At 60.7% G+C, this 22,143-nt stretch carries 19 protein-coding genes; 7 read left to right on the forward strand and 12 right to left on the reverse strand.

Features of this window, described 5'->3' with window-relative positions; all coding sequences use genetic code 11:
* Positions 1–244 precede the first annotated feature (244 nt).
* Positions 245–1,306: a type III polyketide synthase gene (locus tag OHL20_RS06390; RefSeq protein WP_263382365.1), complete on the reverse strand. Its 1,062-nt coding sequence runs from the start codon at positions 1,304–1,306 to the stop codon at positions 245–247.
* Positions 1,307–1,412: 106 nt separating this feature from the next.
* The gene (locus OHL20_RS06395; protein WP_263382366.1) at positions 1,413–2,282 is read right to left on the reverse strand and encodes a TTC39/IML2 family protein; all 870 of its coding nucleotides are present in this window, start codon (positions 2,280–2,282) and stop codon (positions 1,413–1,415) included.
* A 158-nt stretch (positions 2,283–2,440) separates the two neighbouring features.
* Between OHL20_RS06395 and OHL20_RS06400 the strand changes: the two genes are divergently transcribed.
* Positions 2,441–4,324 carry a mechanosensitive ion channel family protein gene (locus OHL20_RS06400; protein ID WP_263382367.1) on the forward strand — a complete coding sequence of 628 codons (1,884 nt, stop codon included), beginning with the start codon at positions 2,441–2,443 and terminating at the stop codon, positions 4,322–4,324.
* An 8-nt stretch (positions 4,325–4,332) separates the two neighbouring features.
* Here OHL20_RS06400 and OHL20_RS06405 read toward each other — a convergent pair whose 3' ends face one another.
* The 8 genes from OHL20_RS06405 to OHL20_RS06440 form a co-directional block, all read right to left on the reverse strand.
* Positions 4,333–4,854, reverse strand: a complete 522-nt coding sequence (locus OHL20_RS06405; RefSeq protein ID WP_263382368.1) for a ubiquitin-conjugating enzyme E2 — start codon at positions 4,852–4,854, stop codon at positions 4,333–4,335.
* A gap of 9 nt (positions 4,855–4,863) precedes the next feature.
* Complete coding sequence (locus OHL20_RS06410; protein ID WP_263382369.1) at positions 4,864–5,538, reverse strand: DUF4339 domain-containing protein; 675 nt, start codon at positions 5,536–5,538, stop codon at positions 4,864–4,866.
* Positions 5,539–5,563: 25 nt separating this feature from the next.
* A complete protein-coding gene (locus OHL20_RS06415) occupies positions 5,564–6,178 on the reverse strand; it encodes an NINE protein (RefSeq protein ID WP_263382370.1) in 615 nt (204 codons plus the stop codon).
* Positions 6,175–7,266, reverse strand: a complete 1,092-nt coding sequence (locus OHL20_RS06420; protein WP_263382371.1) for an FHA domain-containing protein — start codon at positions 7,264–7,266, stop codon at positions 6,175–6,177. The genes OHL20_RS06415 and OHL20_RS06420 overlap by 4 nt, the downstream gene beginning before the upstream one ends.
* Positions 7,263–8,186, reverse strand: a complete 924-nt coding sequence (locus OHL20_RS06425; RefSeq protein WP_263382372.1) for a Mov34/MPN/PAD-1 family protein — start codon at positions 8,184–8,186, stop codon at positions 7,263–7,265. The genes OHL20_RS06420 and OHL20_RS06425 overlap by 4 nt, the downstream gene beginning before the upstream one ends.
* The gene (locus tag OHL20_RS06430) at positions 8,183–9,388 is read right to left on the reverse strand and encodes a HesA/MoeB/ThiF family protein (protein WP_263382373.1); all 1,206 of its coding nucleotides are present in this window, start codon (positions 9,386–9,388) and stop codon (positions 8,183–8,185) included. Before OHL20_RS06430 ends, OHL20_RS06425 begins: the two co-directional genes overlap by 4 nt.
* Before the next feature lie 73 nt (positions 9,389–9,461).
* On the reverse strand, positions 9,462–9,731 hold the full coding sequence (locus OHL20_RS06435; protein WP_263382374.1) for an EsaB/YukD family protein: 270 nt from the start codon (positions 9,729–9,731) through the stop codon (positions 9,462–9,464).
* A 13-nt stretch (positions 9,732–9,744) separates the two neighbouring features.
* Complete coding sequence (locus OHL20_RS06440) at positions 9,745–10,821, reverse strand: S1C family serine protease (RefSeq protein ID WP_263382375.1); 1,077 nt, start codon at positions 10,819–10,821, stop codon at positions 9,745–9,747.
* 156 nt (positions 10,822–10,977) lie between these two features.
* Here OHL20_RS06440 and OHL20_RS06445 point away from each other — a divergent pair, with 156 nt between their 5' ends.
* On the forward strand, positions 10,978–12,171 hold the full coding sequence (locus OHL20_RS06445; protein WP_263382376.1) for an acetate/propionate family kinase: 1,194 nt from the start codon (positions 10,978–10,980) through the stop codon (positions 12,169–12,171).
* Positions 12,172–12,240: 69 nt separating this feature from the next.
* Positions 12,241–14,652 carry a phosphoketolase family protein gene (locus OHL20_RS06450; RefSeq protein WP_263382377.1) on the forward strand — a complete coding sequence of 804 codons (2,412 nt, stop codon included), beginning with the start codon at positions 12,241–12,243 and terminating at the stop codon, positions 14,650–14,652.
* 68 nt (positions 14,653–14,720) lie between these two features.
* Here the strand turns inward: OHL20_RS06450 and OHL20_RS06455 are convergent, their stop codons facing one another.
* Positions 14,721–16,895 (reverse strand): S53 family peptidase, encoded by a 2,175-nt coding sequence (locus tag OHL20_RS06455; RefSeq protein ID WP_263382378.1) that lies wholly within the window; start codon positions 16,893–16,895, stop codon positions 14,721–14,723.
* A 222-nt stretch (positions 16,896–17,117) separates the two neighbouring features.
* Between OHL20_RS06455 and OHL20_RS06460 the strand changes: the two genes are divergently transcribed.
* The 4 genes from OHL20_RS06460 (at position 17,118) to OHL20_RS06475 (ending at position 20,864) form a co-directional block, all read left to right on the forward strand.
* Entirely contained in the window at positions 17,118–17,294 is a 177-nt protein-coding gene (locus tag OHL20_RS06460) for a hypothetical protein (protein ID WP_263382379.1), read from the forward strand.
* A 41-nt stretch (positions 17,295–17,335) separates the two neighbouring features.
* Positions 17,336–18,376, forward strand: a complete 1,041-nt coding sequence (locus OHL20_RS06465) for an MFS transporter (RefSeq protein WP_263382380.1) — start codon at positions 17,336–17,338, stop codon at positions 18,374–18,376.
* Between the two features lie 29 nt (positions 18,377–18,405).
* Entirely contained in the window at positions 18,406–19,506 is a 1,101-nt protein-coding gene (locus OHL20_RS06470) for a nucleoside hydrolase (protein ID WP_263382381.1), read from the forward strand.
* Between the two features lie 86 nt (positions 19,507–19,592).
* Complete coding sequence (locus OHL20_RS06475; RefSeq protein ID WP_263382382.1) at positions 19,593–20,864, forward strand: condensation domain-containing protein; 1,272 nt, start codon at positions 19,593–19,595, stop codon at positions 20,862–20,864.
* Here OHL20_RS06475 and OHL20_RS06480 read toward each other — a convergent pair.
* Complete coding sequence (locus OHL20_RS06480) at positions 20,861–22,126, reverse strand: MFS transporter (RefSeq protein WP_263382383.1); 1,266 nt, start codon at positions 22,124–22,126, stop codon at positions 20,861–20,863. The genes OHL20_RS06475 and OHL20_RS06480 overlap by 4 nt on opposite strands.
* Between the last annotated feature and the right edge of the window lie 17 nt (positions 22,127–22,143).

Here is a 22,143-nt window from a genome sequence, read left to right on the forward strand (position 1 = left end):
GAGGTTGGACTTTTATTTTTTTCTCCTAAGTCCTAAAGTCTAGTAAACAGGCGGGTTAAGTCTGGACCTGGTCGGGGGTCCTGGCGATGGTTCTGGTGGGTCATGGGGTCTCTGGAGGCTTGTTTGTCAAGTTTCCCGGGTATGTTTTGAGTCGAAGAGACGCGGGTTTTCGCCGGGAATGACAGAAAAAATGCAAGTCCTTCGACTTCGCTCAGGATGACAGTTGGAACTGGTCCTCAGTGAGTTACCACTGCAGGAGGACCAGTTCGGAGCAGAAGCCGGGACCCATGGCGGCGAGGATGCTGTAGCTGCCGGGTTCGCCGGGAGTGTCTTTGAGGTAGCCCTCGAGGACGGCGAGTACGGAGGCGGCGGAGAGGTTGCCGACTTGGCTGAGGCTCTTCCAAGAGGGAGCGAGGGCGTCCTTTGGGAGGTCGAGCGAGGTTTCCATGGCTTCCAGGACCTTGGGTCCACCACTGTGGAAGATATAGGTAGAGATATCACCGAGCGAAAGTTTGTTCTCGGTGAGGAAGCCTTCGACGTTGCTTCGGAGATTCTCGTTGACGACCTTAGGGACGTCGGGGGAGAGGACGATGGTGAAGCCGTTATCGCCGATATCCCAGCCCATGACGTGCTCGGTGTTGCGGTAGAAGGTGGAACGGGTGGCGAGGACGCGTGGGCCGGTTCCCTTTTTGCCGTGTGGGGTGTCGGCTCCAGCGATGACGACGGCGGCGGCGCCATCGCCAAAGAGGCCGCAGGAGATGAGGTTGGCGATGGACTGGTCGTCATCCTGCCAGGTGAGGGAGCAGAGTTCAACCGAGAGCAGGAGGGCGTACTGGTCGGGGAAGGCCTTGACGTAGTCGGAGGCGCGGGAGATGCCGGCGGCTCCAGCAACGCAGCCGAGGCCGAAGATCGGGGTGCGCTTGACGCTATCCGGAAAGGGCATCAGGTTGATGAGGCGCGCATCGAGCGTGGGGCTGGCGATACCGGTGACGGAGGCTGAGAAGATGGCCGAGATGTCGGCGGCGGTGAGGCCGAGCGGATCGAGCGCGCTCTTGATGCATTGCTGGGCGAGGTCGACGGCGGCGGCGATCCAGGCGTCGTTGGTCTGCTGGAAGCCCTTGAGGGTGGGGTAGGTTTCGAGCGGGAAGACGGTGTGGCGGAAGTCGACGCCGCAGTTGGCATGAAGGCGGCCGAGAAGACGGGGTTCTTCCAGTTTGCTGCCCCAGCGCTCTTTGAGAGCTTCCGTGATGACCGATTGTGAGTAGCGATAGGAGGGGTAAGCGGTGCCGACTGACGCGATTTGCATTCCGTGGTAATTCCCTTGTGTGATGCATTGAGTAAAGCGGTAAGTGTCAGGCTGGGCTGACAGAGAGGAGGGGAGGAGAGAAAACGTTCCCCAGAGACATCATAAGTTACTGGGGGATGCGGGCGATCTCCCTTTGATAGAGACTATTGCGGGGAAACTGTTTCGAGAGAGCGACCAGAATGTTTTTTGCCTCCTGCGGGCGGTTGTCACGGAGGGCGGCGACGGCGAGCATCATGCGGGCAAACGGGGCGAGGTAATGACCCTGCTGGGCGGTGATGCGGAGCAGGCGGATACCCTCTTCCTTGTTGGTGGCGGAGCCGGTGATGCCAAGGAAGAAGCGGATTGGGGCCGGCTTGAGGCTAAGCATGTAGTTTTCGACACCGGAGGCAAGGTAGGCATCGTACATGGTGGGATCGACGGCGAGGACCTGCTTCGAGAGCGCGCTGGACTGTTTGCTGAGGTTGAGAGCGGCGAGATCGCGCTTCTCGATAAGGAGGGCGTAGTCGGACTGCATGCCGCTGATGCAGGTTTTGACGTAGAGGGCGTTGGCATCCTTCGGGTTACGGCTGAGAGCGGTATCGGCGAGGCGGCCTGCCTGGGTGGTGCGGTCGTCAAAAGCCCTGCGGACTGCTGGGTCGGGCGTGAGCTTCGAGCGGTGATCGAAGCGGTCCTGATCGGCGAAGAGTTGAACGTCGATGATGTGGAGGCGGTCAAACTCTCCGAAGAGATAGGCGGCAGCGTCGGAGGCGACGGGCATGGGATCTTCGGGGTGGCTGGCCGCGTATTGCTGAAAGGTGGTGTGGGCGCTGGCGAAGTCGAGGTTGTAAAGGTCGCGGTAGCCACGGTCGAGGGCAGCTGGATAGCTTGCGGCGGCAAAGGCTGCTGGAGTCGCGAGGAGAAGACAACAAAAGACTAGCTGCAGGATGCGCATGATGATGATCGAGGCAGGAGCCGGGGTGTAACAGGTGGATCTCATCGCTTCTTTGGACGCCTTCCTGAATTCTTCCTACCTACACTCTGACGGCTGAATGCAGGGAAAAGACTGTCTGGTGTTTGTCTTCGAAGTGTCTGTGGCTTGTTGGAGACGCAATTACGGCTGGGCGGCTATCCTGAAGGTGACGTTCTGGAGTTTGAATGACCGATAAACGACGCCTGATTCTGGTGATCCCGGCGGTGGTGCTGGTGCTTTGCCTGGTGGGAAGCTTTCTGACGCAGGGCGCGATGGCGAACCTGCAGTTTTTGAAGAACGGCAAGGGACCGGGCTCTCGGAGCAGCGAGATCGTCGACCAGCTGCCGCTGCAGACAGCGCAGGCGCTGACGCCACTGGCGGTTTCGGCGGAGGAGCAGGCGTTTGCGCATGAGTCGCTGCGGGTGGCGGACCATGAGGTCGATCAGGCGTTCGCGATGGCGCTGCGGCAGGCTAATGCTGAGAACAGGACACTTACGGGCAAGGCGTTGGAGGTGTCGCAGAAGGTGACAGCGCTGCAGCAGACGGTGAAGGACGACCAGGCGGGCGTCGATGCGCTGGTGGCGAGCGCCAAGGCGCGCAATCCGGGCGTGGACGACGATGAGCTTGATGTGGCGAAGGCCCAGCTTTCGCTTGATACCGATGAGCTGACGGATACGCAGAACAACCTGGCGGTGGTAAGCGGGGATCAGCGCGGCAAGATCCAGGAAGAGCTGGCGGCGCATGACGCCGGGATGAAGAAGTACGACGAGCACACGGATGGTGGGCAGACGGCGGTGATCTCGTCGCGGCGGTACGGCACGCTGGCGGGACGGCTGAAGGGCTACTTTGACCAGTTAAGCCGGGAGAGCCTGATCGAGCAGGCGAAGACGCAGGCGGACGCTGATGCCAAGACGCTTACGGCTCAATATGCGACGCTGCAGCAGAAGGCTGCCACGCTGACTACGAGGATGAATGCGGACCGGGCGCAGGCGAACGCTCCGGCGGCCGCCCCGGTGCCGGCGACTATCGCGGGTACTCCGACCGCAGCTCCTACGGTTGTGGCAGCTCGGCCTTCACGGCTGATTTCGCTCCGCCGGCTGGAGGCGCAGAAGAACATTCTCGGTATTCTGGACGATCGCATCGAGGGCCAGAAGGAACTTTCCACCAACTATGCGAAATGGCTGGCGCAGGTGCAATTGCAGCACCGGATCGTGGTTCACCTGATTCTGCAGTCTTTTGCGTGGATCGCCTTTATCGTGCTGTGCGCCGGGTTAACGGGGATGCTGGTACAGATCCTGGTGGAGCGCCGGATGAAGAACCGCACGCAATCCGAGCTGCGCAGCATGCACACGCTGCTGACGGTGCTGCGGCTGGTCGTGCAGTTGGCGGCGCTGATGCTGATTCTGCTGGTGGTCTTTGGACCACCGAGCCAGGTGCCGACGATCCTCGGACTGGCTACGGCTGGGCTGACGGTGGTGTTCCAGGATCACATTCTGGCGTTCTTCGGCTGGTTTGTGCTGATGGGGCGGAACGGGATTCGGATTGGGGACTGGGTCGAAATCTCGGGCGTGGGCGGCGAGGTGGTGGAGGTCGGGCTGTTCCGAACGACGTTGCTCGAGATGGGCAACTGGACGGAGAAGGGACACCCGACGGGGCGGCGGATCTCGTTTGTAAACAAGTTTGCGATGTCGGGGCAATATTTCAACTTCTCGACAAATGGGCAGTGGATGTGGGACGAGCTTACGGTCAACAGCCCGGCGAGTGAGGACAGCTTTGCGGTGATGGAGCGGATTCGGGCGATGCTGGTGGAGAAGACGGCGGAGGATACGGCGCTGGCCGAAGCGGAGTGGAAACGCTCGACGCAGCAGAATGTGTTTACGCAGTTCAGCGCGACGCCGTCGGTCGAGATGCGGCCTGCGGCGGCGGGGATCGACCTGGTGATCCGGTATGTGACGCGGGCGGGTGATCGGCTGGATATGCGAAACAAGCTGGCACAGGCGGTGATCGGGCTGATGCGTGGGGGCGCGGTTGTGGCGCCTCCGGCAGCGATTGAGGCGCAGACGGGTTAGCGCCCGCGCTACTCGGCGATGCTGATAGGGGCGGACCAGGGGGCGGGAGTTTCTACGGCCGCGGCGGTGGGCGGAGCTATGGGGCGAGGGTCGAGCGGAAGGAGCTGCGGGTGCTCGGCGGCCCAGCGTGCTGCGAGGCCATTGAGGGGGCTGCGGGTGTTGTACTCCTGGTAGGCGATCATGCGGCCAATGCGGATGATGAGGTCATCGAGGCCTTCGGAGGCGGCCCAGAAGTCGCCGATGCAGACACTGGCGTCGTCGAAGTTGGGGTGGAAGACGGGGGTGTGCATGCGACACTGCGGGGCACGGCGAGGATAGTCGAGGGAGAGATTGATCTCCATAAGGTGAGAGCTGCGCTCGTGGATTTCACCCTGCGGGTTAACGTAGAGGCCCTTGATGGCATAGGTGATCCGGTAGACCTCGGGCGGCATGCCAGCGGTGCCGGTGATCTGGATGAGCGGCCAGTCGGCGAAGCGGTGCTTGAGGGCGTCGTGGTCGAGCTTGAGACGGCGGATGCGGGGTGAGGCCATGACTGAATCTTAGTAGGGATTGGAGATGCGGTAGGCGCGCTTGATCTCGTTGATGCGGTTGAAGTGGTATTGGAAGTAGAGACAGCCGAAGAAGAAGGTCATGACGCCGGAGAGGGTGAGGCCGATCGGTTCGACGGTGGTGAAGTGCTTTTCCATTGAACTGCGCATGGCGAACCGGTAGACGATGAGCAGGACGATGTAGCCGAGCGTGATCAACAGGGAGATGCTGGACATCAGCGGGGAGCCGATTGCGCCCGCTCTGTTCGAGGCGGTAATCGCGACGTTGCCGATGGAGAATGCGATGTTCAGTCCCCAGAGGGCTACGTAGGCGATGTTGTAGAGGAGTGCCTTGGTGTCGGGCTGGACGCGCTTCATCCAGGAGGTCTGGATGAACTCCCACACGATGATGAAGATGCCGCAGCTCAGAAAGCCGAAGAGCAAGACTAGAGCCCAGTGGAGGTTTGGGGCGTCGGGATACTGCGGCATGGCGGCGTATGGGACGGCGGCCTGCGGCTGTGCGACGGCGATAGTGCCAATAACTTGAGAGACGGGGAGCCAGTCGGTGGAGCCTTCGGCGCGGGCGAGGTCGGTGAGGAGGATGTTGCCGGTGCCGACATAGCGCTGTACATCGGAGAGGGAGTAGGGGCCAAACTCCTGGCCGTCACGCGAGATTTGATAGGTCACATTCTTCTCCTAGCTGGTGTGTGAATCAGCTTAGCAGCACCCCGTCGTCGTCAACATTTATTGTGCAGGCTTCGATGATTGCCCAGATCCAGGGGATGGCGGAGGCCCAGAAGCAGGTGCAGAGGGTGATGCAGAGTTGGATGACCGCCTTCTTGGTGTAGCCAGCGTAAAAGTTATGGGCACCGAAGCTGCCGAGGAAGACGGCGAGGAGGACGAAGGCTACGCGGCTCTTCGGCTTGACGTAACTGCCGTAGGCGTAGGCCGGGAAGGGCTGCGGCTGATAGTAGGGCACGATGGCCGGGGGTGGAGATGGAAAGCTGCCGTCGGGCATGGGTGGTGGTGGCGGAGCGGATTGCAAAGGCGGTGGAACGGGAGCGTTGAGGTTGTAGTAGGAGTTTCCTTGCGGGGCGAGGTGGGGTGGGTGGAAGTCGGTGGGAGTGATGCTGATCTTGGCTTCGTCGGCTGGGGCGGCGGTGCAGCCAAAGATGGTGCAGCCACCATTCTCGGCGAAGCAGTCGGCGTGGTGCGGGGTGTTGCAGGCGGAGCAGAGCTTTACTTCGTCCGCAGGTTCTCCGTTGGCTCCGGCGGTTTCGAAGCCGGCGCGGCAGTAGGGGCAGACGGCAGCGGCGGTCTCGGTCATCGCTGCTTCTCCTGGTAGCGGAAGCCGTAGCGGCCGATGCGGAGGATAGATCCTGACTGGAGGACGTGGGTTCCGCGGATGGGGCTGCCACCGACGTAGACCGTTCCGGTAGGGACGACGTGGATGCGGGAGCCCTTAAGGAGCAGGGTGGCGTGCGCAGGGAGGATCTCGGCGTCTTTGAAGAGGTAGATGTCGGCCTGCTGGTTCGAGCCGAGGGTGGTGACGGGCTTATAGAGGATGAATTGTTTTCCGGCCAGCGGGCCTGCGGTGACGTAGAGCCAACGATCTTTAAGGGCGGACTCGACAAGGCCCATGGCGATGCCGGTTGCCATGCCGAGAAGGGCGAAGCCGATGGCTCGGCTGGGGGCAGCGCTGTGGGCGGCTCCATGGGCGCTATGACGTTCCATGAGGAAGGCGATGGGATCGAAGATGGCTCCGCCGAGGAGGGCTCCAAGTGCGCCGCCGAGGGCGCCGTAGCCTGCTTTGCGCCCGGACTTGCCGATGATGCCGTAGACGAGGCCACCGGCTGCTCCGAAGGCCATCCACGCGATGCCGCGCACGAGCCAAACGGCGGGGTTGTGGAAGGACTGCACTCCTGCGGCTCCGAGAATGCCGAGGCCGATGTTGTAGATAAGGTTGGCAATGAAATCGAAGATGAAGCCGAAGACGATGCCGAGCGGAAGGGCGATCGCAACGCGGATGAGGCCCTTGCGAGCGGAGCGTTCGACTAAGCTTTCGGCGATGCCGAAGGCGACACACATGAGGGCGACGATCAGCGGGAGGAGCCAGATGTTGCCCCATGTTTTGGCACCGGTGCCGTTGTCTACGAACGCATGCTCGCAGATGCCCCAGCCGGCGAGTGCTCCAAGGAGGCCTGCGCTGCCGAGATAGAGCCAGCCCTGGAGCCAGATGCTGGGCTTCTCTGCGGGCAGCGTTGGGTCGTCCGGCATGTCGTTGATGGTGCCGTAGATGCTTGTGCCGGAGGTGGAGGTCGTCGCGATTGCGGCCGGGCTTGGGAGAGTGATGGCCTCAAGATCGTCGAGGGTGATCTTGATCGTGTTGGGATCGGGCTGTGGAGATTCGCTCATTTCTTCTCCCTGGGAGTGTCTTGAGGCGATGGCGCGGGTGTCATAGGGGCAGGCTGAGGCTGCTGCGGGAATGGGTTATCGGTTGGCGCGGGCTGCGCGGCCTTGAGCGCCTCGGGATCAATCGGCGTGAGCTTGCCGGAGTGAAGGTCGAGTGTAAGGTAGCGCTGCGTCCGAGGGTCGATGTAGACGGCGTCGCCTGTCTTCGGGTCGTGGATCAAGGGCTGTCCCGTCATAGGATTCATGGGCAGGATAAGTGGATAGATCGCCGGAAAGAGGATATGCGAGACCGTGAAGCCGACGAGCAGGGCGGCGGCGAGCGCGGAGATCGAGGCAGTCCAGCGGAGCCAGCGCGGCGGATGGCCGATGCGCATTCTGCTCTTCTTTGTGGGAGTCTCGTCGGGGTCGGCGTCCTGCAGGTCGGGGTCGCTGGACGAGGTCAGTTCGCGGCTTTCGGAGACGTTGGCGGGCGGTTGGCTGTCAGTGATGGTGAGCGCGGTGAGGCGGGCGATACTGCCGTTGATCCAGCCGAAGCAGCCCTCCTCGTCGGTGTGCGGATCGAAGACCCAGGCGACCTGATTGGGTGCGGAGAAGAAGTTTTCCTGGATGAAGGTGTCGTGCTCGGAGAGGAAGACGCCAAAGCCCGGGTGCGAGTGGTACCAACCGACGATGCGGGCTTCGGGGTAGTCGGCATCCTTGACCTTGTAGATGTGCTCCCAGGCATCCTGCGTAAACGTGACGTGGGTGCCAGCTTGCGTGGCGTTGACAGCGGCTATGGCAGCGAAGATGGTGGTGTCGGTTTCCGAGCCGGGCAGGAGGTCGCCGATGAGGACGCCGCAGACCTCGGTGGTCATGCTGGAGCGGGCGTGCTGACGGATCTGGCGGGTGACTTCGGCGCTGATCTGGACGGCTGGGGTGGTCATGCGGCCTCCGCGTTCTGGCCGAGAACTGATGAGGCGTCTCCGGCGATGAGGTAGGCGATCTCGTCGTCTCGACCTTCTTCGGTGGAGCGGGCGGTGAAGATGTCGTAGAGGGGCAGGCCCAGCTGGTTGAGGGTCAGGTCGGCGAGTTCGGACTGGCCTTGGAAGCCGGAGAGAGTCTGGACGATGCGAGGCGTGTTGTCGATGGGGCAGCGACCCTGCTGGTAGGTGAGCGAGCCTACGGGTTTGAAGACGGACTCTTCGGCGTGGCAGTGCGGGCAGACGAGCTTGTGGATGATCTCGCGGCTGAAGTCGATGGCGGCTTCGGTAGTGTTGAGGTCGTGCTGGGCGATGCTAAGGAGTTGACTCAGCGTTAGCTCTGAGGACTCTTGCTTGAGCTTGATGAGGCGGTCGAAGGTGTAGTGGCTCTGACAGTCGGGGCTCTCGGTGTAGTCGACCTTGTAGGAGCTGTGGTTGAGGCCTTCGAAGACGAATCCCTGCCCGGCTAGTGTCGGTAGGGCATGGACGAGTTTGAGGGCTTCCTGGGTCTGGATGCCCGCGATGATGGAGGAAATAGTAGGGGTGGTTGGGACTTTACCTGCGGTGTCGGCCTCGTGAAGGAGCAGGTTGCAGGACATGCGCTTTTCGAGGAGTGCCCAATCGGTGGCGCCGAGGGTGCACTCGTAGCACGGAGGCTGGCCGGGAAGGAAGACGCGGGCTACGCCGTTGATGCCTTCGATGGCGCCATCGATCCACGGGCGATTGACCTTCCAGGCGGCGCGGTTGATGAAGAGGCGGGCTTCGCGGTTGTCGAGGCCGGCGAGGATGAGGTCGCTCCAGAGGAAGACGCCGAGGCCGAGGGTGTGGAGGATGTTCGCGACGATGGGGGTGACAGCGGCTTCGGGGAGGAGCTTCTCGTAGGCTGCGGCTACGACGTCGGCTTTGAAGTGGCCGATAGACTCGTTTGAGAAGAGGATGGCGCGGGAGAGGTTGGTGACTTCGATCCTGTCAAGGTCGGTGACTACGATGTGCTGGAAGCCGAGGAGTGCCAGATTTTTCAGGATCTCGTTGCCGAGGGCTCCTGCACCGATGACGAGGATGCGGGCGGTGCGAATTTTCTCCTGATCCCACCAGGGGATGAGGCGGAAGCGGCTATAGCGGTCTTCTTCGAGGTCTGCGCCGATGTGGATGGTCTCGGTGGTCATGCGTCCTCTGTAGTGGCGGTGGAGAAGCAGATTCCTCCGCTTCGCTGCGGAATGACAACAAGAAGGCAGGATGCTAGCCGGCAGTGATCTCGGGCTGGAGGCGGAGGATGTCGCCGTCTTTGACGCCTGCGTCAGCGAGGGTCTGGGTGTCCTGAATCTGACGGCCGGAGTTCTTGTGGTGGAACTTGTAGCTGAGGGGTGCGCCGTCGGGACCGTTCATGGGCAGGGCGAGCTTCTGGACGAGGACAGCGACGATCTTGTTGCAGGGAGCGTCGTCGGGTAGCTCGGCGGGGACGCGCTTGTTTTCAGTGGAGTCGTAGACGGTGACGTTGAGGGTGGCCATGGTTTCTCTCTGACTACTTCGTGGAGTGAAGGGCGTTGATGTAGCTCTGGAGGCGGTCGCGACCGCCCGCGGCGAAGTGCCAGACGTCGGGTGTGAGGAGTGCGGCGGGCTTGACGGCAAAGCTGAGATTTTCGGCGTTGGCGTCCTGGTTGCGGTCGAACTTGGAGCTGACGATACCGGCGAGGTTGCCGTGATCGTCGTAGACCGGGCCGCCGCTGTTGCCGGGGCTGACGGCGGCGGAGATCTGAATCGCCTGATCGCGGAAGCCGGAGACGATGCCGGTGCTCAGGGTGTATTTCAGGCCTTCGGGATGGCCGATGACGAAGACGGCGGCTCCGTCGCTGATGGCGGTGAGGGGTTGGGTAAAGGCGAGGGTGCCGGTATGGCGGGGCAGCCAGAGGAGCGCTAGGTCGAGCTGGTCGGCGGTGGCGATGATGTCGGCGGTGCCCCAGGTGCCTTCCTGGGTGGAGAGGAGGACGTGCGAGGCCTTAGCGCCGAAGCGGCCTAGTGGAAGCTGCGCTACGTGCTTGGCGGTGACGAAGAGGTAGCCATCCTTATCGGCGTGGAGGAGCTCGCCCGCGCCGAAGGTGTTGGAGGGGGCGTCGGTCTGGGCGTGGCTCCAAAGGCGGGTGGCAGACGGTGAGACGACGATGACGAGGGGCTTGAGCTTAGCGGAGGCTTCGACGCTAGTGAGGGCGGTGGGCGTGGGGAGCGTGGGGAAGCTGGCGCGCTCGTCGAGGTCGGCGAGACCGGAGCCGGTGATGATGGGGGCGGGCGCGATGTAGAAGGCGATGGTTCCGACGAGCAGCATGAACAGGCCGCTGACGATCAGGAGGGTGGCAAGAAAGCCGGTCCAAGCGAACTTGATGCGCGGGGTCTCCGCACGGAAGGCGATGCGGAGAATGACGGTGACGATGCAGAGCAGAGGGAAGCAGAGCGCGACGAGGGACAGGCCGATGCGGGCCCACCACGGTATGGCCGGGGTGAGCTTTGCGGGCGGCGGCGTGTTGCTGGGCGAGGTGCTGGTGAGTAAGGCTTCGGGTATCTGGCTGACCTCGTACCCGCTGACGATCACCTTCTGGGTCGACATGCTTCCGTGGTCCCTCACACCGGAAAGGTGAATACAGGTGGTTATAGTGGAATGACGGTTGGGGTGCAAGGTTGCGCGGCGCGGCTTCGTTGTAGTTCCGTGACAATCTCGATCACCGTGCAACCGGAGGAGACGAATGGCTTCTCAAACAGGCTAATGCAGATACTTGTTCTTAATAGCGGATCGACTTCGATCAAGTTTTCCTTCTTCGATGCTGAAGAGGGGTCTACGCCTGTGTCCGTTTTTGAGGGCGAGGTGAGTGGGATTGGCGGCTCAGAGGCTAAGTTTTCGTTTCGTGACGCGGATGGCCACGACCTTGCGCCGCCGGGAGCGAAGGCGCGGATCGGGTCGCTTGAGGAGGCGGTTGAGTTTGTGGGGCGCGCCGTGATGGGGCCCGAGGTGCCGAAGATTGAGGCGATCGGGTACCGAGTGGTGCATCCGGGGGCTCGGCTGAAGGGTCATCAGCGGATCACGGATGAGGTTTTGAAGGAGCTGCGGGCGGCTGCGGAGTTTGCGCCGCTCCATGATCCGGCAGTGGTAAAGCTGATCGAGACGATGCAGGCGAAGTTTCCGGCTATTGCGCACTACGCGTGTTTTGATACGGTCTTCCACGAGACGATGCCTGCGGAGGCGAGCACCTATCCGCTGCCTGCTGAGTATGCGGGCAAGGGTGTGCGGCGGTATGGATTTCATGGGCTGTCGTGCGAGTCGATTGTGGTGCAGCTTCGCGAGGCGGGAGGAGACTTTCCCAAGCGGCTGGTAATCGCTCACCTTGGGGGCGGTTGCAGTGTGACAGCGGTGCTCGAGGGCAAATCGATTGACACGTCGATGGGGCTGACGCCGACGGGCGGGATTGTGATGGCGACGCGGCCGGGAGACCTTGACCCGGGGCTGATGATGTACCTCCTGCGGCACCATGATGGCGATGTCGACGCTGTTGAGAAGATGTTGAACCACTCGTCGGGGTTGGCGGCGTTTACGCCTGCTGGCAGCGGCGATATGCGGGCGTTACGGGCTGCGGCGGATCGCGGGGCGGAGCGGGCCGGGCTGGCGGTAAAGGTATTTACCCGCAGTGTAACCAAGGCGATCGGGAGCTACCTGGCGCTGATGGGCGGGCTGGATGCAGTGGTGTTCGCTGGCGGCATTGGGGAGCATGATGCGGCGTCGCGGCAGGAGATTCTTGATGGGCTGCAGACTCTTGGCATCCAACTGGATACATCCCGTAATCAGGAAAAGAAGTCGGGCCTGCGCAGCATCAGCGCAGAGGGATCGCCGGTCGCGATTAGCGTCGTTCCGGCTGAGGAAGATCGGATGATTGCAACCCACGTGGCGGCGATGTCCAGGGTGTAAGTGACGGGCGTCACGCTGCATTTTCATGCGCACGGACTAGAGTCTTTTGTACAAAGGAGTTTCATCCCTATGAGCACGACCGAGCTGACTGCACCTGAGACGACGAAGTCACCGACCCTTGCGAGCGATGAGCTACGGCGCATCAATGCCTACTGGCGCGCCTGCAATTACTTATGCGCGGGAATGCTTTATCTGCGGGCGAACCCGCTGCTGCGCGAGCCACTGAAGGTCGAACATATCAAGAATCGGCTGCTGGGGCATTGGGGCTCCGATCCAGGCCAGAGCTTTACGTGGGTTCATCTGAACCGGCTGATCAAGAAGTACGACCTCGACCTGATCTATCTTTCGGGACCAGGGCATGGAGCCCCGGCTACGCTCTCGAACAGCTATCTTGAGGGCGTGTATTCGGAGGTCTATCCCGATAAAAGCAGGGACGAGGCGGGGATGCTGAAGTTCTTCAAGCAGTTCTCGTTCCCGGGTGGGATTGGGAGCCACTGCACGCCGGAGACACCGGGATCGATCCACGAGGGCGGCGAGTTGGGCTACAGCATCTCGCATGGATTTGGCGCGGCGTTCGATAACCCTGACCTGATCGTGACGGTGGTTGTCGGGGATGGTGAGGCGGAGACGGGTCCGCTGGCGACGAGCTGGCACTCGAATAAATTTCTTAATCCAATTCGCGATGGCGCGGTGCTGCCGGTGCTGCACCTGAACGGGTACAAGATCGCCAATCCGACGATCCTGGCGCGCATCTCGGCGGAGGAATTGGACGACCTTTTCAAGGGCTACGGCTGGAAGCCGTACGTGGTCGAAGGCGACGACCCGATGCTGATGCACGAGAAGATGGCAACGGTAATGGAGCAGTGCGTGCTCGAGATCAAGGCGATCCAGAAGCATGCGCGAGAGACGGGCGACTGCACACGACCACGTTGGCCGATGATCATTCTGCGCAGCCCGAAGGGGTGGACGGGACCGAAAGAGGTCGATGGGCACAAGGTGGAAGGGTTCTGGCGCGCGCACCAAATTCCGATTCTTGACCCGAAGACGAAGGCGAGCGACTTTGCGGCGCTGGAAACGTGGTTGCGTAGCTATAAGGTCGAGGAGTTGTTCGACGAGGCGGGTACACTACGACCGGAGTTGCAGGAGATGGCCCCGAAGGGGCATCGGCGCATTACAGCTAATCCGCATGCGAATGGCGGGTTGTTGCGCAAGCCGCTTGATATGCCGATCTTTCAGGACTATGCAGTTGATGTGAAAGAGCCGGGACAGCTTGAGTTGTCGCCGACCGACGTGCTGGCGCATTTTCTGCGCGATGTGATGCGAAAGAATATGACGAGCTTCCGGGTCTTCGGGCCGGATGAGACGGCGTCGAACAAGCTGCAGGAGATCTACAAGGCAAGCAAGAAGACGTGGATGGCGAAGGAACTGCCGGAGGATCTGGATGGCGGCGAACTCTCTGTCGACGGGCGCGTGATGGAGATGTTGAGCGAGCATACGCTTGAGGGCTGGTTCGAGGGCTATGTGCTGACGGGTCGGCACGGATTCTTCTCGTCATACGAGGCATTCGTTCACATCATCGACTCCATGTTCAACCAGCATGCGAAGTGGCTGGAGAAGAGCAAGCTGGAGCTGCGCTGGCGTGCGCCGATCTCCTCCATCAACCTGCTGATTACATCGCTGGTGTGGCGGCAGGATCATAACGGCTTTACGCACCAGGACCCAGGCTTCCTCGACGTGGTGACGAACAAGAGCCCCGAGGTAACGCGCATCTATCTTCCGCCGGATGCGAACTGTCTTCTGAGTGTCGGAGACCATTGCCTGAAGAGTGAGAACTACGTCAACGTGATCGTGGCAGACAAGGCGGCGCATCTGCAGTACCTCAATATGGAGGACGCTGTCGCGCATTGCACGAAGGGCATCGGTATCTGGGACTTCGCAAGCAATGACGATGGGGTTGAGCCGGATGTTGTGATGGCGTGTGCGGGGGATATTCCTACGTCGGAATCACTGGCGGCTACGGCGATCCTGCGGGAGCATTTCCCGGAGTTGAAGATTCGCTTCGTCAACGTGGTCGATCTCTTTCGGTTGATGCAGGAGCGGGAGCATCCACATGGGCTTTCGGAGAAGGACTTCGACAGTCTCTTCACCGTTGATAAGCCGGTGATCTTCAACTTTCACGCGTATGCTTCGCTCATCCACAAGCTGACCTATAAGCGGAAGAATCATGACAACTTCCATGTGCGCGGCTACAAGGAGAAGGGCAATATCAACACGCCGCTGGAGTTGGCGATTCTGAACCAGGTAGATCGGTTTAATCTGGCGATCGACGTGATTGATCGCGTGCCATGGCTGCAGAAGAAGGGTGCTCATACGAAGGAATGGCTGAAGGACGAGATCAATGCGAGCATTGCGTATGCGCATGAGAACGGGATCGATCGGCCGGAGATTCGTGAGTGGAAGTGGCCGGTCGCTAAGGTTTAGGTGCTGAGCAACATAAATGGGAGCCGATAGAAGTGGCTCCCATTTACTTTGTTCCCTGCGGTTGATCGTCACTTTGGCCAATTGTTGACGAGGTTCGTTGCGTTGATGGTGCCGATGCCGGTTGAGAAGTCCCAGCCGGTGCCGGTGCCATAGGCCTTAACGTAAGCGGTGTTTGAGGTGGAGAGAACACCGTTCGTTCCCGAGGGTTTGTAACAGTTATGGGTGCCAGTGCAGTTGACGTCCATGTCGCCCTGCGTGACGTCGCGGAAGGTGCAGGTGCTTGCAATGCCGTTGCCGTTGGTGGAGTTGCAGTTGGCGTTGCCGGTTGAGCCGTACTCCGTCGCTGCCAGCTTGTAGTAGGTGTAGTTGGGATTTCCCTGCGCACTGCCCGTCTTCTGATTGATGAGAGACTGGACGGCGGCAAGGATAGGCGATGCGAAGGACGTACCTCCAGCGCCTGACCAGGTGCTGGGTGCGCCTGCACAGGAGACGCCTCCGTTGCGGGTATCCGTATAGCAGTAAACGTAATAGTGGCCCCATACGCCATTGGCTGCGAAGAGCGAGACGTCGGGAATGTCGCGCACGCTATCCGCTGGATTGCCAAGCAGCGTCTGATATGACGGTTTGGCATAGCCCTTGCATGTTCCGCTGACAACGCCGGAGGTTGAAGCTGATCCGGTGGCACAACCTGACGGACCGCCACTGCCGCTTGCCGTGGTCAGGTAGTCCGCCTTGCCTGTGGACGAGTTGCAGAAGCCGCTGGTGCCGTAGGGTGTGCTGTAGCCGTTGTAGGTTGAGAGAAGCGAACTGGCGCAGGAGTCATTCCATGGAATTTCGGGGATGTAGGACTTAGCCGAGGCGAAGGTCGCCGTGTTGGTGGCGTTCCAGTAGGTGCTGTTGGTGCCCGCGTAGCTATCGCCAAAGTCGGTTCCGCCAACCGCTACGTTGTAGGGTGTTGAGGCGAAGCCGCTGACAGCGATGCCGTGCGTGGACTTCGCAAGGTCTGCATCGCAGCTGGCCGCGCCCTCGTCGCCCGAGGAGACAAAGACCGAGATGCCTGCCGCCACAGCCGCCTGGTAGGTCGAGTTATACGAAGCGTTGGCTGCCACGCCGTTCTCGGCTTCACACTCGCCATAGCTGATGCTGACGATCTTCGGTGGGTTGGTGGCGTTGACGATGTTCTGAAGCGCGATCAAGCCGCCGAAGGTGGTTGCTGTGTCGGCGCATGAAGCGAGTTCGATGGCGGCGCTTGGGGCGGCGGCACTGGCCCATTCGGCATCGAGGATGGCTTCGCCATCGGCTGCGTTGACACCGGGATTCTTACAGTTGCTGCCGGGATGCACCTGCGTGAAGCTTCCGCCGGTGTAGGAGGACAGGCCGAACTTGCTGCGGAAGGTGGACCAGTCGGTGGTCGAGTAGACGTTGGTGTCTTCGATGACGACGATGGTCTGGCCCTGCCCGGAGATGCCTGCGGTGAAGAGCGGGTTGAGGTTATAGATGGTGGCGAGATCACCGGGAACAACGGCTTGGTAGGTGCTGCCGCTCGAGGTGAAGGTGTAGCCCGGCGTGACGCCATTCGCGGCGATCACTCCACCACTGTGCGCGTCGACGTGGGCAGCGGCGATGTTCTTATGCAGGACGTGCGGCAGGAAGTCATGCAACGAAACGACGCCTTTGACGACACCGGCGAGGGCCGCGGGGATCTGCGGGTCCTGCATGTTGGCGATGTGGTCTACGCCGCGCACGTTGAGGCGATGGATCTCCGTGTGGAAGGCTTTCTTGACCGTTGCGGCATCGCCGGAGAAGTCGACTACCGTGCCGTTAACCGAGACGCTGTTGACGGTGAAGCCGCTGGTGGAGAGCCACGCGGTGACGGCGGCGATGTCGCTCTGCACGGGACCATATTGCTGGTTCAACTGCTGCGGTGTTAGCCACTTGTGATAGTTCGGCGAACCGGCGGTGTGAAGTTCGTCGATATAGGCGACGAGCTCCTGTTCTTTATCGGGAGAGCGCTGAAGTTGGAGCAGCATGTGGTCGAGCGGGAGGCCGGCGTCGACGGGGCCCAAGTCATTCTCGGCGGTGGCGGCTGAGCGGACATTTCCGGTGAGGGTGATGAGCTTTGTTGCGTCGATGCGTTCGGTGACCATGGAACGAGGGGTGGTTGCACTCTGCGCGAGGAGACCAGCGCAGGGCAGAGCAGTTGTGAGGAATAACGCCAGGGGAAAATAACCGCTCAATTTCATGAAGTCTCCTTGAAGTCTGACACCGGTACCGGTGAAACACACTTTGAGAACAACAGCTTTGGTTTGAGGAAGTAGCTCGAACGGCAGGCAGATGAGGTTCCTGCGTTAGAGTGAAACGATAGTAACCCACACAGTAACGAAACGTAAATGCTGCTTTCATTTGGTCAAAGCGCGAAGGCCGCCGACGCCGATGGTGTAGCTTAGGCAGACCAGGAGACATGCGTGAAGATCACCGACCAGATTCGCAGGCTTACGGCTTCACAGCGCAACGCGTTTATCGCGTGCTTTCTAGGTTGGTCGCTCGATGCGTTCGACTATTTCATCCTGGTCTTCTGTGTCAGCGCCATCGCGAAGGACTTCCATGCGCAGGTGACACAGGTGACCGAGGCGCTGTTCTGACGCTGGCTATGCGGCCGGTCGGGGCATTTCTTTTTGGTCGGATGGCGGATAAGTACGGGCGGCGACCGACGCTGATGATCAACATCATCTGCTACTCCGTATTTGAGCTTGCGTCGGCGTTTGCGCCATCGCTGCGGATGCTGCTGCTCTTTCGCGCGCTCTTCGGAATTGCGATGGGTGGTGAATGGGGTGTGGGGGCAGCGCTCGCGTTTGAGACGCTGCCGGCTGAGGGACGCGGCTTCTTCTCTGGACTGCTGCAGGAAGGCTACGTGGTTGGCAACCTGATGGCGGGGATCGTCTATGCGCTGGTGTTCCAGTATGTCGGTTGGCGCGGGATGTTTGTGATCGGGACGATACCGGCGTTCCTGGTGCTGTATATCCGGTCGAAGGTCGATGAGTCACCGGCGTGGCTGGAGACGCAGCGGATTGGCAAGATCTCTGTGGCAGCATCGGCAGAGCCGGGACCTTCGCTCTGGAAGAGTCTGCTGAGCTATGCACCGACCTTTCTTTTCCTTGTGGTGCTGATGACGGCGTTTACCTCGTTCAGCCATGGAACGCAGGATCTTTATCCGACCTTCCTTGAGAAGAATCACGCGTTCGGGCCGAGGGCTACGGGGTTCATTACGAGTGTGGGCAACGTGGGCGCGCTGCTGGGCGGCATCTGCTTCGGTGCGTGGTCGGAGAAGCTGGGACGGCGGAAGGCAATCCTGCTGGCATCGCTGCTGGCTATCCCGATGATTCCGATCTGGGCGTGGTCACACACGGTGGTGCTGATCTCGCTCGGCGCGTTTCTGATGCAGTTTATGGTCCAGGGCGCGTGGGGCGTGGTGCCGGCGCATTTGAATGAGCTATCGCCTGCTCCCGTACGTGGGACGTTTCCTGGGCTGGCATATCAGCTTGGCAACCTGCTCTCATCGCGTAACAGTGTGCTGCAGGCGAGACTGGCGGCATCGCGTTTTGGTGGAAACTTCCGCGTGGTTCTCTCGGTGACAGTCTTCGTTGTGGCGCTGCTGGTGGCAGGGATTGCCTTCCTCGGCAAAGAGGCCAAGGGCGCGGACATGAAGGCGCAGCAGCCGATCTGATGCGCTGCGCTGGTAGTCTAGCGAGACACATGAACCGACTTTCCAGTCTTCTCTGCTCGCTGCTTTGCTGTGCGACCGTGGCGCTTGCTGCCGAACCGAAGCGGCTCGTGGTGATCGATCAGGATGGCTCCGGGCCTGCGGGCTCGAACCAGATGGCGATGATGCTGCTGCTCCAGGCGCCGCAGGTGCAGGTGCTGGGCATCACGATGGTGAGCGGCAATGCGTGGGAGCCTGAAGAGGTGCAGCACACGCTGCGGATGCTGGAGTTGATCCATAGGGCTGGAATGCCTGAGGTGCCGGTGGTGCCGGGTGCGGTCTTCCCACTTGTGCGCACAGAAGAGGAAGCGAAGATCGAGCAGAAGCTCTACGGCACACTGCCTTGGTATGGGGCGTGGGGCGACCTTGCGGCGCACACGAGCCAGCAGGCCTATCATCCGCCGTTTGAGCTGCCGCGGCTTGTTGAGGGCGAACCTACGCTCAAGCCTTCGAGTGAGGACGCAGCTCACTTTCTTATTCGGCAGGTCCACGCTCATCCGCACGAGGTGACGATCTACGCGGCTGGACCGCTGACGAATATTGCGCTCGCTGTCTCGATCGATCCGCAGTTCGCGGCGCTGACGCAGGGGATTGTGATCATGGGCGGGAGTCTCAGCCCGCAGACGAGTGATCCGGAGTTTGCGAATAGTCCGCGCCATGAGTTCAACTTCTGGTTCGATCCGGAGGCGGCGCACATTACGCTGCGCGCGCACTGGCCGCGCATCGATCTGACGACGGTCGATATCTCGATCAAGACGATGTTCACGAAGGAGATGCTGGCTGAGATCGGCACGTCGCCGAGCCCTGCTGCGCGCTACCTCGTGCAGTACACGCACGAGTTCTACTACCTTTGGGATGAGCTTGCCGCAGCGGCCTGGCTCGATCCGGCGATTATCACCAAAGAGCAGAAGCTGTATATCGATGTGGACTGCACGCGTGGGCCAACCTATGGCGATACGCTCAGTTGGGCAGCGGCGGGTAAGCCCCCGCTCGATCTGCAACTAGTGCATGTCCAGACCGATCTGGATGCACTTCGCTTCAACGCCATGTTTGTCGGGCTGATGAAGAGTGCTTCGCATGTGACCGATCAGTAACCGTTTGCATCCGACGCTGACGGGATGGACAATGGAGTCCACGTTCTTCGTATGAAAAAGGATTGCATGTCAGATTGGATCGAAGCATGAAACGCAGGATGCTCTTCTTTGAGCGCTTCATGTACATCGATGGCGTGACGCCGATCAATTGTGTCATTACGGCTCGGCTGCGTGGCTCGCTCAACCCTGAGAAGCTGCGGGCGGCGCTCTCGAAGGTGCAGGCGAAGCATCCGTTGCTGCGAGCGCGCGTCACAGAAGAAGAGGGTGAGCCGTGGTTTGTCTTTGACGCGGAGATCCCGGAGATTCCGCTGCGCATTATGGAGCGGCACGCGGCAGATGACTGGCAGGCAATCACGGAAGCGGAGTGGAAGAGTCCCTTCGACATGAAGGCAGGCCCCTTGCTGCGGCTTGTCTGGATCAGGTCGGATGAGGTCTCCGAGTTGATGTTTGTCGCGCATCATTGCGTATGTGATGGTGGCTCGTTGATCACGCTGATGCGGGAGGTCCTGCAGGTCGCTGATCAACCGGCGACGGAGTTGACGCCGTACGACTCCTATAGGTCGTTCGAAGATCTAGTGCCAGCAGAGACCCTGGCGAATCCTGCAATCGTACGGGGCGTCAAGCGCAAGGTGGCGCTCTACAAACTATTCCTGACTCTTGTTGCGCGCAGGAAAGCAGTTCTGCCGGAGAGCAAGCCGTACGTCCTTTACTGGTTTGGTGATGCGGAGAGATCGGCTGTCATCAGCGGTCGATGCAAGGCCGAGAAGACGACTCCCTATGCGGCACTATGTGTGGCCTATCTCCAGGCGTTCCGTGAGGTTCAAGGTAAGGCCGCTCGCAACAAGATCATGTGCCCGGTCGATATTCGCAGGCTTACTCCTGCCGTCAAGGACGACATGATGTTTTCCTTTGCGCCGACTATTGCTCTCTCGCTCGAGAAGAAGCAGGATGCGGATCTTTGGACGCGTGGCCGCCGTATGAAGCAATCAATCACAGAAAAGATCAAGCAGATGAATGTCTATGAAGACCTCATGGTCGGCGACCGGATGCGGTCGTATGTTTCGAAGATCGTCAGTTTTCTTCAGTCGAGCAAAGGGGGCCACGATGTAGCGTTCTCGAATGTTGGACGTATCGCTATTCCTACGACGTATGAGGCCTTTCAACTGGAAGCAATACTCGGGACCTCGGTAGCCGTGCCGTGGAGGAACGCGAACACGCTGGTGATGTCTTCGTTTGATGGGGCGATGGAGCTTGCGTTTATCTCGAATGAGCGCTTTCTGGCGCAGCATGATGCGAAGGCTATCCAGGAACGGGCGCTGCAAATTCTAGAAGAGGCGTTGCAGCTATCGACGGTCTAGACAGTAGCAACCCTGCGGCTTAGCTGACGGCGTAGCGAGAGATGACCGACAAAGACAAGCCCCATGAGGAAGATGGCACTCAGCAGGAAGACTTCACGCACTCCGAGGAAACGCGTCAGCAGGCCTGAGAGAAAGAGTCCGACGACCTGGGCTCCGAAGACGATCGACATGCCGGTGCTTGAGACGCGGCCGACCAGTTCCTCTGGCGTCTCCTGCTGAATCAGGGTCTGTGCCGGCAGCAGAATGCCTGCGACTGAGAAGCCTATCAAGAACGCCGCTGCGATCGTGCAGGCGATCTGCGAGATGCTGGCGAGAACTAGGAGGCCTCCGGCCATGCCCATCAAGCCGCCGAAGACGAGTTCCTGGTTGGCATACTTTTTGGCAAGGTGCTGCACCGCAAAGAAGCCGAAGAGAATGCCAACACCAATCATGGAACTGATGATGCCGAAGCTGCGCGTTGTGCCATGCAGGCATTCTCGAACATAGATGGCGATCAGCGGAGCAAAGCAGCCCAGTGTGAAGACGGCGGCCGCGAGCGCGAGAATGACGAACAGGATTGCACGACGATGCACGATGAAGTCGAAGCCGACACGCATGTCGAGCCATACCTTACGGACGCCTCGAGCGGTGTCCTCGGACGTTTCGTTCGGCATCGGAGCGCGGCGCATGATGGTCGTTGAAGCGATGAGCAGGGCGGAGCCAAGGAAGCTGACTGTATCGATGAGATAGCAGGAGACTGCTCCGAACGATGCAACCAAGAGACCAGCAATAGCTGGCGCGATGACGCGCACGAGGAAGATCGCCTGCTGCATCACGGCGCTCGTCGCCATCATGCCCTCGGCCGGAACTGAGGTGCGGATGGTGCATTGCTGCGCGGGCCCGAAGAAGCCGGAGACGATGCTGATGAGCGCGAGGATCAGGTAGAAGTGCCACAGATGGGTTGCGAAGAGCAGGAGCATCGTGAGTCCGGCACGCGCGACGTCGCTGGTTACGAGCGTCGGCTTTAGTGGCCAGCGATCGACAAACACACCCGCAAGTGGCCCCATGATGACGATGGGAAGGAGTGCGGCGATTTGCACCCAGGTGACCTGTTCCGCAGCTGCGTGCATCTTGAAGGAGACGATGCCGAGGACGGCAAAGAGCGCGAGGAAGTCGCCAAAGGTGCTGATGATGAGGGCGTACCACATGCGGCGCACCACGCGAATGCTGAGCACTTCGCGGGTGGTGAGGGGCGTAACGATTGCGGCTACAGCAGCTGCCATTGGCGATCTCCTCCCAT

Source organism: Granulicella arctica, from assembly GCF_025685605.1.
In the GTDB taxonomy this organism is placed as follows: Bacteria; Acidobacteriota; Terriglobia; order Terriglobales; family Acidobacteriaceae; genus Edaphobacter; species Edaphobacter arcticus.